This window comes from Mesorhizobium sp. ESP6-5, from assembly GCF_020164695.1.
Taxonomy (GTDB): Bacteria; Pseudomonadota; Alphaproteobacteria; order Rhizobiales; family Rhizobiaceae; genus Mesorhizobium; species Mesorhizobium australicum.
The window spans coordinates 139,173-154,319 of sequence record NZ_JAIUGR010000007.1 but is presented as its reverse complement, the minus strand read 5'-3'; the positions used below and the strand labels follow the sequence as shown (position 1 = coordinate 154,319).

At 65.2% G+C, this 15,147-nt stretch carries 18 protein-coding genes and 1 pseudogene; 10 read left to right on the top strand and 9 right to left on the bottom strand.

Going from position 1 to position 15,147, the window contains the following annotated elements; translation table 11 throughout:
* Positions 1 to 6: 6 nt before the first annotated feature.
* Positions 7 to 729, bottom strand: coding sequence for a haloacid dehalogenase type II (locus LB524_RS13600; protein ID WP_224527147.1), 723 nt, complete (start codon positions 727 to 729; stop codon positions 7 to 9).
* Positions 730 to 779: 50 nt separating this feature from the next.
* On the bottom strand, positions 780 to 1,715 hold the full coding sequence (locus tag LB524_RS13595) for a DMT family transporter (RefSeq protein ID WP_224527142.1): 936 nt from the start codon (positions 1,713 to 1,715) through the stop codon (positions 780 to 782).
* Positions 1,716 to 1,919: 204 nt separating this feature from the next.
* Between LB524_RS13595 and LB524_RS13590 the strand changes: the two genes are divergently transcribed.
* Positions 1,920 to 2,810 carry a LysR family transcriptional regulator gene (locus tag LB524_RS13590; RefSeq protein WP_224527140.1) on the top strand — a complete coding sequence of 297 codons (891 nt, stop codon included), beginning with the start codon at positions 1,920 to 1,922 and terminating at the stop codon, positions 2,808 to 2,810.
* 66 nt (positions 2,811 to 2,876) lie between these two features.
* Here LB524_RS13590 and LB524_RS13585 read toward each other — a convergent pair.
* From LB524_RS13585 to LB524_RS13575, 3 genes and pseudogenes are all read right to left on the bottom strand, one after another.
* Positions 2,877 to 3,222: pseudogene (locus LB524_RS13585) on the bottom strand (DUF2200 domain-containing protein).
* Between the two features lie 104 nt (positions 3,223 to 3,326).
* Positions 3,327 to 4,985, bottom strand: coding sequence for an acyl-CoA synthetase (locus tag LB524_RS13580; protein WP_224527138.1), 1,659 nt, complete (start codon positions 4,983 to 4,985; stop codon positions 3,327 to 3,329).
* Positions 4,986 to 5,140: 155 nt separating this feature from the next.
* Positions 5,141 to 6,034, bottom strand: a complete 894-nt coding sequence (locus LB524_RS13575) for a LysR family transcriptional regulator (protein ID WP_224527135.1) — start codon at positions 6,032 to 6,034, stop codon at positions 5,141 to 5,143.
* Positions 6,035 to 6,137: 103 nt separating this feature from the next.
* On the opposite strand from LB524_RS13575, the gene LB524_RS13570 reads away from it, so the two are divergent.
* Both LB524_RS13570 and LB524_RS13565 read left to right on the top strand, forming a co-directional pair.
* Positions 6,138 to 6,893 (top strand): SDR family oxidoreductase, encoded by a 756-nt coding sequence (locus LB524_RS13570; protein WP_224527133.1) that lies wholly within the window; start codon positions 6,138 to 6,140, stop codon positions 6,891 to 6,893.
* Positions 6,894 to 6,980: 87 nt separating this feature from the next.
* Entirely contained in the window at positions 6,981 to 7,193 is a 213-nt protein-coding gene (locus tag LB524_RS13565) for a tautomerase family protein (RefSeq protein WP_015316894.1), read from the top strand.
* Between the two features lie 77 nt (positions 7,194 to 7,270).
* Here the strand turns inward: LB524_RS13565 and LB524_RS13560 are convergent, their stop codons facing one another.
* Positions 7,271 to 7,738 (bottom strand): DUF6428 family protein, encoded by a 468-nt coding sequence (locus LB524_RS13560; RefSeq protein ID WP_224527506.1) that lies wholly within the window; start codon positions 7,736 to 7,738, stop codon positions 7,271 to 7,273.
* Positions 7,739 to 7,843: 105 nt separating this feature from the next.
* Between LB524_RS13560 and LB524_RS13555 the strand changes: the two genes are divergently transcribed.
* From LB524_RS13555 to arsK, 4 genes are read left to right on the top strand one after another with little or no spacing between them, the layout of a single operon-like run.
* Positions 7,844 to 8,197: an ArsR/SmtB family transcription factor gene (locus LB524_RS13555; RefSeq protein WP_140617964.1), complete on the top strand. Its 354-nt coding sequence runs from the start codon at positions 7,844 to 7,846 to the stop codon at positions 8,195 to 8,197.
* Positions 8,198 to 8,238: 41 nt separating this feature from the next.
* Positions 8,239 to 8,931 carry an aquaporin gene (locus tag LB524_RS13550; RefSeq protein WP_224527488.1) on the top strand — a complete coding sequence of 231 codons (693 nt, stop codon included), beginning with the start codon at positions 8,239 to 8,241 and terminating at the stop codon, positions 8,929 to 8,931.
* Positions 8,928 to 9,341, top strand: a complete 414-nt coding sequence (gene arsC, locus LB524_RS13545; RefSeq protein ID WP_224527130.1) for an arsenate reductase (glutaredoxin) — start codon at positions 8,928 to 8,930, stop codon at positions 9,339 to 9,341. Before LB524_RS13550 ends, arsC begins: the two co-directional genes overlap by 4 nt.
* Positions 9,322 to 10,548: an arsenite efflux MFS transporter ArsK gene (gene arsK / locus LB524_RS13540; RefSeq protein WP_224527127.1), complete on the top strand. Its 1,227-nt coding sequence runs from the start codon at positions 9,322 to 9,324 to the stop codon at positions 10,546 to 10,548. The genes arsC and arsK overlap by 20 nt, the downstream gene beginning before the upstream one ends.
* Positions 10,549 to 10,589: 41 nt before the next feature.
* Here the strand turns inward: arsK and LB524_RS13535 are convergent, their stop codons facing one another.
* Entirely contained in the window at positions 10,590 to 11,501 is a 912-nt protein-coding gene (locus LB524_RS13535) for a transcriptional regulator GcvA (RefSeq protein ID WP_224527124.1), read from the bottom strand.
* Between the two features lie 249 nt (positions 11,502 to 11,750).
* Here LB524_RS13535 and LB524_RS13530 point away from each other — a divergent pair, with 249 nt between their 5' ends.
* The 3 genes from LB524_RS13530 to LB524_RS13520 all read left to right on the top strand — a co-directional run bounded on the left by LB524_RS13530 (position 11,751) and on the right by LB524_RS13520 (position 13,995).
* Entirely contained in the window at positions 11,751 to 11,915 is a 165-nt protein-coding gene (locus tag LB524_RS13530) for a DUF1127 domain-containing protein (RefSeq protein WP_224527121.1), read from the top strand.
* On the top strand, positions 11,912 to 12,808 hold the full coding sequence (locus tag LB524_RS13525) for an NmrA family NAD(P)-binding protein (protein ID WP_224527120.1): 897 nt from the start codon (positions 11,912 to 11,914) through the stop codon (positions 12,806 to 12,808). Before LB524_RS13530 ends, LB524_RS13525 begins: the two co-directional genes overlap by 4 nt.
* Before the next feature lie 86 nt (positions 12,809 to 12,894).
* Positions 12,895 to 13,995, top strand: a complete 1,101-nt coding sequence (locus LB524_RS13520) for a KamA family radical SAM protein (RefSeq protein WP_224527118.1) — start codon at positions 12,895 to 12,897, stop codon at positions 13,993 to 13,995.
* Positions 13,996 to 14,003: 8 nt separating this feature from the next.
* Here the strand turns inward: LB524_RS13520 and LB524_RS13515 are convergent, their stop codons facing one another.
* The gene (locus LB524_RS13515; RefSeq protein WP_224527115.1) at positions 14,004 to 14,648 is read right to left on the bottom strand and encodes a 4'-phosphopantetheinyl transferase; all 645 of its coding nucleotides are present in this window, start codon (positions 14,646 to 14,648) and stop codon (positions 14,004 to 14,006) included.
* Complete coding sequence (locus LB524_RS13510) at positions 14,645 to 15,121, bottom strand: GNAT family N-acetyltransferase (protein ID WP_224527112.1); 477 nt, start codon at positions 15,119 to 15,121, stop codon at positions 14,645 to 14,647. The genes LB524_RS13515 and LB524_RS13510 overlap by 4 nt, the downstream gene beginning before the upstream one ends.
* Positions 15,122 to 15,147 lie beyond the last annotated feature (26 nt).

Here is a 15,147-nt window from a genome sequence, read left to right as displayed (position 1 = left end):
CTTCTATCAGCCGCCCAATTCTTCCTGATGCGCCTTGGCGAGGTCGGCCATGCTGTCGAAGCGGAAGTCCACCTTCGGCATCTCGCCGGGATGCATCGTGGCGCCGAAACCCTGATCGGCATGCCGGCGGTGGATCCAGCACGATTTAAGGCCCAGGCGGTTGGTCACGGCATGGTCATGAAACAGGCTTTCGGCCGTGTGCAGGACTTGCCTGTCGCCGATCCCGAGCGTCGCCAGTTTTTCCAGCATATAGTCGAAATTCCGGGGCGACGGCTTGTAGGAGCCGATGTCCTCCGCCGTGTAGATCGCATCGAAATCGACGCCGAGCTTCCTGTTGCTGAAGGAGAAGCTCGTATTGTCGACGTTGGAGAGGATGACGAGCTTGTAGTGCTGCTTGAGGTATTGCAGGGCGGCGGCGGTATCGGCAAAGGCCGGCCAGTCCTTCACGCTTTGGCCATAGGCGATGCATTCCTCCGGCGTGGTCACGACGCCCCATTCCTCGGCGAGCCGCTTGTAGACGACAGCCAGAAGGTCGCAGTAGCGCTTTTGCGGCGTCCAGTCCTGCTGGCTGGATTCGTGCCTGGCATGCGCCTGCAGGATCTCGTCGCGGCCGAGGCCGCGGCTAACCCGCCCGGTCAGCGGCTTCAGTGCGTCGATCATGCCGGATTCCCAATCGATCAGCGTACCGTAGCAATCGAAGGTCAAGGCCTTGAAATCAGTCAGCTTCATGGTTCACTCCCTTGAGTTGGATAATTGGCTGGCGTTTGCGTGGATCGCGATCAATCGGCCGGCTGCCCGGCTGGGCGCAAACCTGCCTCGCCCTTCGATGTGGTGCCACGCGACGATGTCAGCCAGACGCCGAACAGCGTCACCGCGAGGCCGAGGACCATCGCCGCCGAAAGCGGCTCGCCGAAGAGCAGCCAGGCCCAAAGCATCGTCACCGGCGGGCTGAGATAGATCACGCTGCTGACCTGCGCGGCGCTGTGGAGGCGCAGGCTCGCATAATAGACGCCGTAGCAGAAGAAGGTCGAAAACAGCACCAGCCAGGCGATGCCGAACTCGAACCGGCCATCAAGGGGCGGCATCAGCCCGCCTTTCCATTCGGCGCAAACGGCAAAAAACAGCGCCGCCGTCAGGCATTGGATGCACAGGCTCTGGTGGATGGGCATGTTGATCGTCCCCATCCGCTTCTGCAGCACGGTCGCCAGGGCGAAGACCATCATGGAAGCGATCGTGACCACGTACGCCCAGTCCGGCGCGGTGCCGAGACTGAGGCTGTTCAGCGAAACGACCAGCACGCCCAACACGCCGAGAGCCGTTCCGGTCCACTGCCTCGATGTCAGCCGGTGGCCGAGAACGGGCTGCGATAGTGCCGCGATGGCGAGGGGGACGAGGTCCGAGATCAGCGCGACCAGGCCGGTCGGCACGCGCTGGCCGATGGCAAGCGCGAAGCCGCCGAGATAGAGGAACATCATCGCAACGCCGAACGCCATTTGCTGGAGCAGCGCCTGGACGCCGATGCGCGGCCCGACCATGAGCGCGAAGGGCAGGAGGACCAGCCCTGACATCAGGGTTCGCCAGAACAGCACGAGCATGACGTCGGCGCTCTCGCTGGCGTAACGGATGCCGACAAAGCCCGAGCTCCAGCTTACGACCAGGGCTGCCGCCAGAAGCGGCCAGGCCAGGCGACGGTACGGAGGTTTCGGGAGCGTCATGCGGTCTCTTCGTCGAAGCGAGTTCGCCAGCGGATCACGGCCGATCTCGGATGCGGGATTTATGGCGGCGCGCAAGCGCCTTTGCACATGACAAATTTCGATATATCCATGAAATAGGCGCGAGATGTGGCATTATGATTGACCTCAAAGCCCGTTCTCTGCCGAAACCTTGAAGCGCTGCTTTCGTTTCAAACGAGGATTGTCATGGCTAGAGTGATGAGCCGCCGCCTGGATGTCGATGCCTTGCGGGCGATGGTGGCGATCGAGAAACATGGCGGCGTTACCCGGGCGGCCGAGATGCTCGGCCTGTCGCAATCGGCCGTCAGCCACAAGATCAGGCGGCTGGAAGCGAGTCTCGACTGCGAAATCCTCAGCCGCAAGGCGAATGCGCCGATGTTCACCAGTTCAGGGCAGGATCTGCTGGGCTATGCCAGGCGCATCCTGGGCATCCATGACGAGGCGATCCTGAGCCTGTCGAAGAGCACGCTGCAAGGCAAGATCGCTTTGGGGATGACCGAGGATACGACCTGCACGGACCTTTCGCGCATCCTTGGCCGGTTTCGCCGGCTGTACCCCGAGGTGAGCGTGCGCACGCAGGTGCGCATGAGCCTGGCCTTGCAGAAGCTGTTGGGCGAGGGCGCGCTCGACGCGGCCATCATCCAGGTGTTCCAGCACGACGTCCGCCCCACCGATGTCCTGCTGTTCCGCGAGACCCTGCATTGGGTGAAGTCGCCCGAGCTGACCCTTGGGAAAGGCGACCCGGTGCCGTTCCTGTCCTTCGACGAGAACTGCTTCTATCGCCGTTGGGGCCTCGATCTCGGCCAGGACGAGGGAACGGTGTTCGAGATCGTGTTCGAATGTTCGAGCGCGGCCGGCATCATCGCCGGCGTGACCTCCGGCCTCGGCGTCGCGCTGCTCAGCCAGCGGCATCTGCGGCCCGGCATGGAGATCGTCGACAAGTCGTTCCCCAAGCCTCCGGACCTCGCCTACGTCATTCGCCGCGCCCGCAACGTCCGCAATCCCGCGCTGGAGACGCTGGTGCGGGAGATAGAGGCTGAGGTGAAGCGCCACGGGACCCTGCAGATCGCGGTGTGAGGAGGCGTGATTAGCGTTGGCGCCCGTGCGCCCGGTCGATGATATCGCGCGCTCGAGCCTCTCGCCTCATTTCCGGAGTATCTTCTCCATCGCTTTCCCCTTCGCAAGCTCGTCGATCAGCTTATCGAGGTAGCGAATTTCCTTCATCAGTGGATCCTCAATATCTTCCACGCGGACGCCGCAGACCACCCCTGTAATCAAATTCCGCAAAGGATTCAGTCGGGAGGCCTGACCAAAGAAATCCTCGAAGCTGGTTTTCTTCTCCAGTTCGGCCTCGATTCTCGGTGTAGCCCGTCAGCCAGCAGATGATCTCATCGACCTCTGCTCTGGTGCGTCCTTTCCTTTGCGCCTTGGCGACATAGTGCGGATAGACGCTGGCAAAGCTTGTGGAATAGATTCGATGCTCCGTCATGACGTGCCCTTACCGGTGGCGCCTATCGCCCGCACTCGACTTTGCCTCCAATGCGCAGGTCTCAGCAATTGGCGCAGGACCGACTCCAATCTTCCCGCCGCCCTTCACCCGTTCCTTTTCTCCACCTCGGCCTTGCGCAACAAGAACCGTTGGATCTTGCCGCTAGGGGTCTTCGGCAATTCCCCGACGAAGTCGATCTCGCGCGGATAGGCATGGGCCGAGAGGCGTTTGCGGACATGCTGCGCCAATTCTTCGGCGAGTTCCGGGCTGCCCTCGTAGGCGGGCGCCAGGACGACGAAGGCCTTGACGATCTCGGTGCGCTGCGGGTCGGGTACGCCGACCACCGCCGCCTCGTTGACGGCGGGATGTTCGATCAGCGCGCTTTCGACGTCGAAGGGGCCGATGCGGTAGCCTGACGAGGTGATGACGTCGTCGGCGCGGCCGATGAAGGAAACCGAGCCGTCCGGCTCGTATTCCACCGTGTCGCCGGTGCGGTAGTAGCCGCCCGATATGGCCGGCGATTCGGCCTGGTGGTAGCCGTCGAACCAGCGCAACGGCGAGTTGGCGATGTCGACGGCGAGGATGCCGGGCTGGTTGGGGCCGAGCTCGTTGCCGGCCTCGTCCAGCACCACCATGCGATAGCCCGGCATGGCAAAGCCCGCCGAGCCGGCGCGGACAGGGTGCGCCAGGCCGTGATGGTTGTTGACCATCATGCCGTTCTCGGTCTGGCCGTAATGGTCGTGGATGGGCGCGGCGAGATGGGCGTCGAACCAGCGGATCACTTCCGGGTTGAGCGGCTCGCCGGCGCTGCTCACCACACGCAGCCGGCCTTTTGCACGCGCGGCGGCGTCGGGACCTTCGGCGAGCAGCAGGCGGAAGGCGGTGGGCGAGCCGGCAAGGCTGGTGACGCCAAGCCGCTCGATGACATCATAGGTGTTTTTGGCGGTGAAAGCGCCCTCGTTGAAGGTCGTGGCGATGCCGAGCAGCAGGGGTCCCGTGATGGCGTAGTAGAGGCCATAGGCCCAGCCCGGATCGGCGATGTTCCAGAAGATGTCGTCTGGGCGCAGGCCGATCGCGTCGCGCATATAGGCGCCGAAGGCGAGCAGCGCGTTGAGCGGCACCGGCACGCCCTTCGGCAGGCCGGTGGTGCCCGAGGTCGACATCATCATGAACAGGTCTTCGCCCTTGCGCATCACCGGGTCGCAGTTGGGTGAGGCGGCGGCAAGCGCAGCACGGAAATCGATGTCGCCCGGGGACAGGGCGTCGCCAGCACCGAGGATGGTGGCGATTTGCGGAGGGTTCGCGACCTCGTCGAGCTTGCCGCGATTGGCCGGATTGGTCACCACCAGCCTGGCGCCGCTGTAGCCAAGCCGGTGTTCGATCGCCTTCGGGCCGAAGGCAGTGAACAGCGGCTGGTAGACCGCGCCGATGCGCCAGGCGCCGAGGATCAGCGCCACCAGTTCGGGGATGCGCGGCAGCATGCCGGCCACGACATCGCCGGGGCCGACGCCCAACTCCTTCAGCAGAGTGCCGACGCCGCCCGACATGTCGGCGAGATCCTCGAAGCTGAATTCGCTGAGTTCGCCCCCGGCAGAGATGGCGCGCAGGGCCAGGCGGTTTCCGCCGGTGTGCCGGCCGCAGCATTCGACATAGGCGTTGATGCCGGTCGCGGGGTCGCCCTGCAGTCTGGCGATCTCATCCTCGATTCTAAAGCTTGCAACGGCATCGTCATAGCGCGGCAAGCCGGCTTGCGTCTTGGTCATGAGAATCCTCCCTGGCGGTGCGCCATCTCCCCATGGCGCGCTGTCGCGGCGACATTGACATCAGATGGCGCCGATGGGCAACGGCGAGTGCCTGCTCCCTTGTGTTGACGCAACTCCGGACGAAAAACCGCTACACACTTTTCCCGGAATTGCGCTTACAGGTTCGCCTCGGCGAAGATGCGTGCCGCCCAGTCGAGAAAGGCGCGCAGGCGCGGCGAGAGCTGCCGGTTCTGCGGATAGAGTGCCGACAGCGGTGTCGGCGAGGGCGGATACCCGGCCAGCACCTCGACCAGTGTTCCCTCTGCCAAATCCTTCTCGAAGCGATAGCGCGGCGCCTGGATGAGGCCGAGGCCAAGCCGGGCGAGGTCGGCGGCGGTGTCGGAATTGTTGGCGGCGACGCGGCTGGGTAGCCTGACCTCGCGCGTCTTGCCGCCGACGGTGAATTCGAAGGGCAGCACTTCGCCGGTGCGGGAGGAGACGAAGCCGATCGCCTGATGGCCGTCCAGCGCATCGGGGGAGGCGGGCGTGCCGTGGCGGGAGAGATAGGCGGGGCTGGCGCAGGTCATCTCGCGGATCATGCCAAGGCGGCGCATGATCATGCCGCTGTCCGGCGGCTCGCCGACGCGGATGACGCAGTCGACACCCTCGCGCACCAAGTCGACCAGCCGGTCGCTCTGGCCGATCTGCAGGTCGATCCTGGCATAGCGGGCGAGGAATTCCGGCAGGCGCGGCAACAGGAAGGTGCGTGTGAGCAGCGTGCTGGCGTCGATGCGCAGCAGGCCGAAGGGTTCCGCATTGCGGAAGGCGGCCTCGGCATCCTCGATCTCGGCCAGGATGGACAGGCAGCGCCGGTAATAGGCCTCGCCATCCTGCGTGGCGTTCACCTGGCGCGTGGTGCGCTCGATCAGCCTTGCGCCGAGATGTTCTTCCAGCCGCCGGATCGCTTCCGTCGCGGTCGAGCGCGGCAGGCCGAGATCGGCGGCGGCAGCGGTGAAGCTGCGCCGTTCCAGCACGCGAACGAAGAGCCGCATCGTGTCCAGGCGATCCATGGTCTTTGTTCGCAGTTTCCGAATAGTGATGTCAAGACAGGGCTGATTATCCGGAAGCTGGCTCCGCCTATATCTGTCTCACCAACAAGAAGGAGAGACTTCCATGACTTCAGGCCAAACGAGCACGGGCCAAACCAAAGCGGCGATCGTGACCGGCGCCTCCAAGGGCATCGGCGCGGCGATCGCGCGGCGGCTCGCCCGTGACGGCATCGCGGTCGTCGTCAATTACGCGCGGGGACAGGCCGAGGCCGAGGCGCTGGTGCGCGCCATCGAAGCCGATGGCGGCAAGGCGATCGCCGTGCAGGCCGATATCGCGGATCCGGCCGGTATCGCCAGCCTCTTCGACGCCGGCGAGAAGGCGTTCGGAGGCATCGATATACTGGTCAACAATGCCGGCATCATGAAGCTTTCGCCGATCGCGCAGGCCGATGATGCCTTCTTCGACACCCAGGTCGCGATCAATCTCGGCGGCGTGTTCCGTGGCATGCGCGAAGGCGCAAAACGCCTTCGCGATGGCGGCCGCATCGTCAATTTTTCGAGCAGCGTGGTCGGCCTCTACCAGCCGGGTTACGGCGTCTATGCCGCCACCAAGGCGGCGGTCGAGGCGATGACGCACATCCTGGCCAAGGAGCTTGGCGCGCGCGGCATCACCGTCAACGCGGTGGCGCCCGGACCGGTCGAGACGGCGCTGTTCACCGATGGCAAGAGCGCGGCGCAGATCGAGGCCACGGCCAAGATGATCCCGCTCGGCAGGCTCGGCCAGCCCGACGACATTGCCGGCGTGGTCTCGTTCCTGGCCGGGCCGGACAGTGCCTGGGTCAACGGGCAAATCATCCGCGCCAATGGCGGCGTGATCTGAAGGAGGCTGGCCGCTGCTGCTGTGGCGGCCTGCCTCCCGTTCCATTCGAAACCTAGCCCAAACGATTGAGAAGACAAGGAAAACACCATGCCATTCGCCAACATCAAGATGCCGCAGGCGGCGCTCTCCAAGGCACAGAAAGAAGACCTCATCCATCGCACGACCGCCATGTTCGTCGACTTTTTCGGCGAGGGCGTGCGGCCCTACACGATGGTGCTTGTGGAGGAAGTCGCCGATGGCGGCTATGGCCGCGCCGACGAAGTGTTCGTGGTGCCGGACGCTTTTCGCGCCAAGGACTAAGGTTGCCGATGTCCGGCCGGCCTGCACATGGCTCACGCCCGCGCTTCCGGTACTCACATGCTCAAAAGCACCCTCCGTTAGCCGCAGCATGGCCCGGCGGAGGGGCCACAGCAGGCCTTGGCCTTCTTTTCCTCCTCCAGCCAGCGGTCGCGCGGCTTGCAACTCGCTGGCCGTGGCGCAAGCGCGACATGCACGGCGCCGTCGGCCAGCCGGGGCAGGGCGGCCCGGTAGAGCTGCATCGGGCGCACGCCGTCGCTGACCTCGAAGGTCAGCTTGGCCGCCTGGTCGAGACCGACATGCTCGGTCACTTTCCGGATGATCGCCGCGAATTTTCCAGCCGGCATATGGGTGCGGTCCTCATTGACGTCCCATAGCTGCACGAAGATCTCCGACCATGATTCCGGATTCCCGCCGCAGTCGAGCGCGTCGAAGCGGCCGGCCTTGACCTCGGTGACATGGTAGCCCGGCAGCACCGGCCCGCCTTCATGGAAAAACACCAGCGGCTTTTCCTTGTGATCCGCCAGAAAGCCCAGCAAGCCGGCCATGGTGATGTCCCGCGGGTCGGCTGTGATCACGAGATCAAATTCCCGATTGTCAGAGGCGAGCACGTGCGATAATCCTTGCTTCAATATTCATAGGATTGTTGAAATATGAATGAACGTCAAGCCCTGGCGGCCTTCGCGGCGCTGTCGCAGGAAACACGGCTGCGCGTGCTGCGCCATTTGGTGATCGCCGGCCCCGACGGCATCGCCGCCGGGGCGATAGCCGAAAAGGTCGAGGTTTCGGCGTCCAACGTCAGCTTCCACCTCAAGGAGCTTGAACGCGCGGGGCTGGTGAGCGTGCGCCGCGATTCCCGCTCCATGGTCTACAGCGCCGAGTATGACATGCTGAGCGGTCTTATCCGCTTCCTGATGGAGGATTGTTGCTCCGGCCGGCCTGAAATCTGCGCGCCGGCGGTGTTGCCGGGCTGCTGTGCGGCCGACACGCGGGAGCCTGCCCGATGAGTGGCGACCACCCTGTGCCTGGCGCATCCTCCATCCGGGACATGGCCGGTTTTGATTTGTCGCGCCGGCTCACGGCGGAAGCTCTCGGCACGGGCTTGCTGGTGGCCACGGTGGTCGGCTCCGGTATCATGGCGCAGTCGCTGACGCCCGATCGCGCACTGGCGCTGCTTGGCAACACCTTGCCGACGGGCGCGATCCTCGTGGTGCTCATCACCATACTGGGGCCGGTCTCGGGCGCCCATTTCAATCCGGCCGTTTCAATGGCCCTGGCGCTGTCGCGCCGGCTGCCGGCGAGCGACTGCGCCTGGTATGTGCTCGCCCAATTCTCGGGCGGCGTCGCCGGCACGGTCGGCGCGCACCTGATGTTCGGGCTTTCGCCGCTCGCCTTGTCGACGCATGACCGAACGGGACCCGCGCTCTGGCTTTCGGAAGGGATCGCGACCTTCGGGTTGCTGGCGGTCATTCTCGCCGGCCTGCGTTTCGAGCGCTCGGCCATCCCCTGGCTGGTCGGCCTCTATATCACCGCCGCCTACTGGTTCACCGCATCGACATCGTTCGCCAACCCGGCGGTCGCGGCCGCACGGTCACTGACGGACAGTTTTTCCGGAATCAGTCCGGCAAGCCTGCCGGGCTTCATCGCCGCCGAACTGGCCGGCGCGGGCATTGCCCTGGCGCTGACGACATGGCTGCTGCAGCCGCACGTTCAACCGTTCCCCATCGAGGCCAGGCCATGACGATCACCATCTACCACAATCCGGACTGCGGCACCTCGCGCAACACGCTCGCCATGATCAGGGCGAGCGGCGAGGAGCCGACCATCGTCGAATATCTGAAACATCCGCCGCCACGTGCGCGGCTGGAGCAGTTGATAGCGACGCTCGAAATTCCCGTGCGCGCCCTGCTGCGTGAAAAGGGCACCCCCTATGCCGAACTGGACCTGGCCGATCCAAAATGGTCCGACGGCCAACTGCTCGATGCCATGCTCCAGCATCCGATCCTGATCAACCGGCCGATCGTCGAAACGCCGAGAGGGACACGGCTGTGCCGTCCGTCCGAGCTTGTGCTGGATCTGCTCGACCACCCGGTGAGCCGGTTCACCAAGGAAGACGGCGAGGTGGTGAGCCATGACCGCGGTGGGCAATGATGGAAGCCTTGCAAAAGCCGAAACCGCGGAGCGTGCGCCGATAGCGGCTGTCGCCGCGCTCGGGATCACCCAGATTATCGGCTACGGCACGCTTTATTACAGTTTCAGCATCCTTGCCGGCGACATGGCGAAGGATCTGGGCTGGCCGACCGAATGGATATTCGGCGCGCTATCGGCCGCGCTGCTGGCCGGCGGGCTGACCGCACCCTGGCTCGGCGGCTGGATCGACCGTTTTGGCGCGGGACGGATCATGACCGCCGGCTCGGCCGTTGCTGCCGCTGCGCTTGCCGCCTGTGCCTATGCGCCCAACGGTCCAGCCTTCGTCGGCGCGCTGATTGCGCTGGAGGCAGCATCGAACCTTGTCCAATACGGCGCGGCCTTCGCGCTGCTGGTCCAGATCCGGCCGCGTGCCGCGCAGCGCAGCATAACCTATCTCACCCTCATCGCCGGTTTCGCATCGACCGTCTTCTGGCCGATCACATCGGCGCTGCATGGGCATTTGCCTTGGCGAGACGTCTACCTCGTCTTTGCCGGGCTGAACCTGCTGGTCTGCCTGCCGCTGCACGCCTGGCTCTCGCAGGGGCTGGCCAGGAGCAGGCGCGCGGCGATCGAGCCGCCACGGCACGTCGCGGGATCGCTGCCGGCCCCGGCGCGGCCGCTCGGCTTTGCCTTGATGGTTGTCGCTTTCTCGCTCCAGAACCTGGTCAGCGCCGCCGTGCTGGTCCATATGGTGCCGCTGCTGTCCGGGCTCGGTCTGGGTGCCGCCGCCGCCATCGTTGGAACGCTGTTCGGGCCGTCGCAGGTGCTCAGCCGTTTCATCAATATGGTCTTCGGGATCAACCTGCCGCCGCTGCGGCTCGCCATCATCTCAGCCATGCTGATGACGGCGGGCGTGGTCATCCTGCTTGGCACCGCGCCTTCGATCGCCGGCGCGATGGCGTTCGCCGTCGTCTTCGGAATGGGCAACGGGCTGTTCAGCATCGTCACCGGGGCACTGCCACTGATGCTGTTCGGCAGCGAAGGCTATGGCCGGCTGCAGGGACGCGCCATGTCCGCCCGCCTGATCGTCTCGGCGGTCGCGCCGTTCGCCCTGGCATTGGCCATGGCCCATATCGGCATTTCCTGGTCGCTGGGCCTGATGGCACTTGTTGGCTGTCTGGCTCTGCTGGTGCTGGCGGCGATCGCGAAAGTGTCGAGCGCCACCTGAAACCGGGCAGGAATGCCCAGAGGCGGTTTGGCGCCGTCGGATCAGCCGCTCTTCTTCGCACCAATCCAGTCGGCCGCCACTTCGGCGAACAGCCAGTCGCGGAACGCCCTGATCTTTTTCTGGCGCAGCGCGCCTTCGGGATAGACGACGTAGTAGCTGGCCGCCGATTTCAGCGCGAGATCGAAGGGCCGGACCAGCCGGCCTGCCGCGAGGTCGGCCGAGACCAGCGCGCTGCGGCCGAGCAGCACGCCTTCGCCATGCACGGCGGCCTCGACGGCGAAGGTGGCGGAATCGAAGCGCACGCCGCGTGTGGGGTCGATGCCTTCGACACCGGCCTGCTCAAGCCATGTCGCCCAGTCGATGCGAAAGGCGTCGTGGATCAGTTTGTGGTGCCTGAGGTCCGCTGGCAGATGCAGCGGATGCTCGCCTTGCAGCAGTTCCGGGCTGCAGACGGGGAAAACCTCCTCGTCGGCGAGGAATTCCGCCGTCACCCCGCTATAGCCGCCGCGGCCGTAGCGGATGGATATGTCGATGCCGTCGCTGACGAAATCGGCCAGCACGCCCGAAGTCGCCAGCCGCACGTCGATGTCGGGATTGGCGCGATGGAAACGATGCAGCCTCGGCACCAGCCAGCGGCCGGCGAAACCGTCGGACGTGCTGACATTGAGAATGCGCGTCGAGCGGTCGGGTGTGGCGGCGATGGTGGCGGCGGCGATCTGGTCGAGCGCCTTGCCGACTTCCGCCGCATAGGTCGCGCCGACGCCCGTGAGGCGCACGGAGCGTGTGCCGCGATCGAAGAGCTGGATGCCCAGCCTGTCCTCGATGTTGCGGATGGCGCGGCTGACCGCGCCATGGGTGAGGTTGAGCTCCTCCGCGGCCTTGGAGAAACTCAAATGCCTGGCCGCCGCGTCGAAGGCGGGCAAAGCGGTGAGGGGCGGCAGTCTGCGCGGCATCGGATCGACCTGTGAGTGTTACTCACAAATCCTGCACAAAGAGTCGTTTGTCGTCCAGCCCTCAATGGCCCAATATTCAGGCGTACCAAGCATCCACACCGGCTTTCCGGTTCATCGATGCGCTGAATTGACCAGACAAATGTGAGCAATCGTCATGCTCGCCCCACTCGGGCGACATCGGCAGGCTTGCGCCCAGTGAAACACAGGAGACGGATTATGACCTTGACCCTTCGACCCATCGGCGCCGCGATGAGCGGCCTTGCCATGCGAAGCGCGGCAGCGTTCGAGCGCCGCCGCACATTGCGCCGGATCTCCCGGCTTTCCGATCGCCGTTTGCATGACATCGGCCTCGAACGCGACTGGGATGGTTCGATCCTTGCTAACGGAATTCTGGCCAATGGGAGGACGATATGACCAGCACCCTGATCATCGGCGCCACCGGACTGCTCGGCAGCGAGATGGCCAAGGCCAGCGCGCGCAATGGCGACAGCCTCCATGTTCTGGTCCGGCAGGCAACGTCGGCCAATGAAGCGCGGATGCGCCCGCTGAAGGATCTCGGCGCCACGGTGCATGTCGGCGATCTCGACGACTATGACAGCCTCGTGCGCGCCGTCGGCAAGGTCGACCGCGTCATCAGCTCGGTGCATGTGGGGTCGGCCAGCGAGATGACGCTGGTGCGCGCCATCAGGGATGCCGGTATCTCCCGCTATGTGCCGTCCGCCGGTTTCGGCCTCGACTTTGCCGCCGCCGCACCCGGCTCGATCGAACCGCTCGACATCAAGCGGGCCGTCTTCGACGCGGTCCGTGAGGCCGACCTGCCCTATACGGTGATCTACACCAACGGCTTCTTCTCGACCTGGGTGGCGACGCTGGGCGACCTGACGCGCTTCGGCTCGTCGCCGCTGCCGCCCGACGAGGTGACGCTCTATGGCGAGGGCAACGTTCCGGCGACCTTCGTCAGCGAGAAGGATATCGCCGCGGTCACCATGCGCGCGCTGGAGGATCCCAATGCTGTGCGCAGCGAGATACGGATCGCGCAAAACAAGATCACCCAAGGTGGAATGATCGAGCTGTGGCGGCAAGTGAGCGGCCGTTCGCCCCGCGTCAAGCAGATGAGCGCCGAGGAGCTGGAGGCGCTGATCGCGGCGGTTCCCGGCCTTGGATTGCTGCGCGCATTCTGGATCCGCGGCGAGACCGCGCTCGAGACGGCCACCCCGGAAGCCGGGACGCTTTATCCGGAGCTGAGGTTCGAGACGATTGAAAGCGCTTTTGTGGCGATGGCTGGCGCGGGTGGGCACAGGTTGTGAAGGCGGCGGACATGGTTGGCGTTGCGACAGCGGTTGACCGCGCTGTTCATCCGGCCGATAGGTCCGCGCAAACAGCCGAGACGCCGATGCCCAATCTCAAAGATGCGACCCGCGCCGCCGACACCGCCTGGCAGGACGATGTCCGCGCCGGCGTGCGCCATGTGCGCGACCTCGCTTCCCTGCCGCTCTCGCCGGCCGAGCGCGAAGCCGCGCACGCCGCCGCGGCGCTTCACAAGGTGCGGGCGCCAAAGGCCTATCTCGACTTGATCGACTGGAACGATCCCGCCGATCCGATCCGGGCGCAGGTGATCCCGTCGCCTGGGGAATTGGACGAGGCTGAGGGTGAGCTTGGCGACCCGATCGCCGATCACGAATTCAGCCCGGTGCCGCGGCTGACGCATCGCCATGCCGATAGGGTGCTTTTGTTCCCGACCTATCAATGCGCGATCTATTGCCGGTTCTGCTTCCGCAAGGAATCGCTGACGTCGATCGGCCGTGGTTATACGCGCGAGGCGCTGGAGCCGGCGCTGGCCTACATATCGGACCATCCCGAAATCCGCGAAGTGATCCTGACCGGCGGCGATCCGCTGTCGCTGCCCGACAAGGCACTGGCCGAGATCCGGACGCGCATCGAGGACATCGCCCATGTGCGATTGCTGCGCCTCCACACGCGCGTGCCGGTGGCACTGCCGTCGCGCATCACGCCAGGGCTGGTCGCGGCGCTGCAGGGTCGGCTGATGGTGACGGTGGTCACCCACTTCAACCACGCGCGCGAGATCACCGACGCCACCGAAGTGGCCTGCCGCGCCTTGCGACAGGCCGGCTTCGTGATGCTCAACCAGAGCGTTCTGCTGAAGGGCGTCAACGATACGGTCGAAGCGCTGGAAGAGCTCTGCCGCGAGCTGATGTACCGGCTGGGGATAAAACCCTACTACCTCCACCATGGCGATCTCGCACGCGGCATGGCACACAGGCGCACCACGATCGCGCAAGGCCAGGCGCTGGTGGAAGCGCTGCGCGCGCGCCTGTCGGGCATCTGCAACCCTGTCTATGTGCTCGACCTGCCCGACGGGGGAGGGAAAGTGCCGCTCGGACCTTGCCATGTCGAGGAACAGGACGGGCAGCGCTGGCGCATTCGCGGGCTGGATGGCGCGGTGAGGACCTACCGCGAGATAGTTGGCGAATAGGCCAACGCCTATCTGGCAACAAACGCCAGCACGACCACGCGCGGGGCGATACAGTGTGCGAAGCTGACCTTGCGGCCCGTCCTCGTCGTCGCGTGGCCGTTTTCGAGGTCTACGGCGATATCCTCATAGCCCAGCACCTCGCGATCCAGCGGATAGGCGGCCTTGTAGACCGCTTCCTTGGCGGCGAAAAGGATGCGGCCGGCAAGCTGCCGGTCGGCGGCGTCGATCCGGTCTTCGGGAATTGCCACGAGCGAGAAAATCTCATCGGGCAGGGGCAGCGCCGGCTCGACGTCGATGCCGAGCGAGGCGATGCGGCCAACAGGCGCGACCGCCGCCACGGCCATGTCGTCGTCATGCGCGAGCGAGCCCGTTATCCCGTCCGGCCATGCGGGTGCACCGGACGGCGTGCGCAAGAGGGCGAAACCGTCGAAGCCGGCATCCGTCAGCAGTCGGTGCGCGAGCAATCGCGCCGCGCCGCTGGCCCGCCGCATAGACGGCTGGCGAGCGGGGATGGAGCGTGCTTCCGCCGGCAACAGATGGGTCTCGTCGCCTTCGCGGATGATCCTGCAACCGGTGCGGACCCCGGCAGGAGCCATGGCGGCCATGGCGCGGGCCATGGCGATTTCCTCGGACGGATCGGCGGGCGGCGTCATCGGTCGCCGGTGGGCAGAATGAGATCCGCGATCATTTCGCCGTCCTCGTCGAGCCCCTGTTCGACGAAACCGGCACTGCGATAAAGCTGCCGCGCCGCCTCGTTCTCCGGTTCGTAGCAGATCGACACGTGCCTGATGTGGCCGAGCCCGCCGATTTCCTCCAGCACTTCACGCAACGCGGCCTTGCCGTAACCCCGGCCTTGCGAGGCACGGTCGATCATCAAGCGGTAGATGCGCGCCTCGTCATCGTCCCGCGGCGCCTCGTACATCAGGAACCCGACGATCTGGTCGCCTGCCATGACGGCGCGTGGCCGCGCGTCCCGATCGAATCTGGCCTCACGCAGGGAGGCTGCATTGCTGGCGACGAAATCCATCTGCTCCGGCGCCAGCTGCAATGCGGTGACCAAAGCGCGATTGGCTGGGGTCACCGGGCCGATCCGGATGTCCGCGGTGCTTCCGGATCGCTCTGCCATGTGGCCTCCGACGATATCGGGATCGA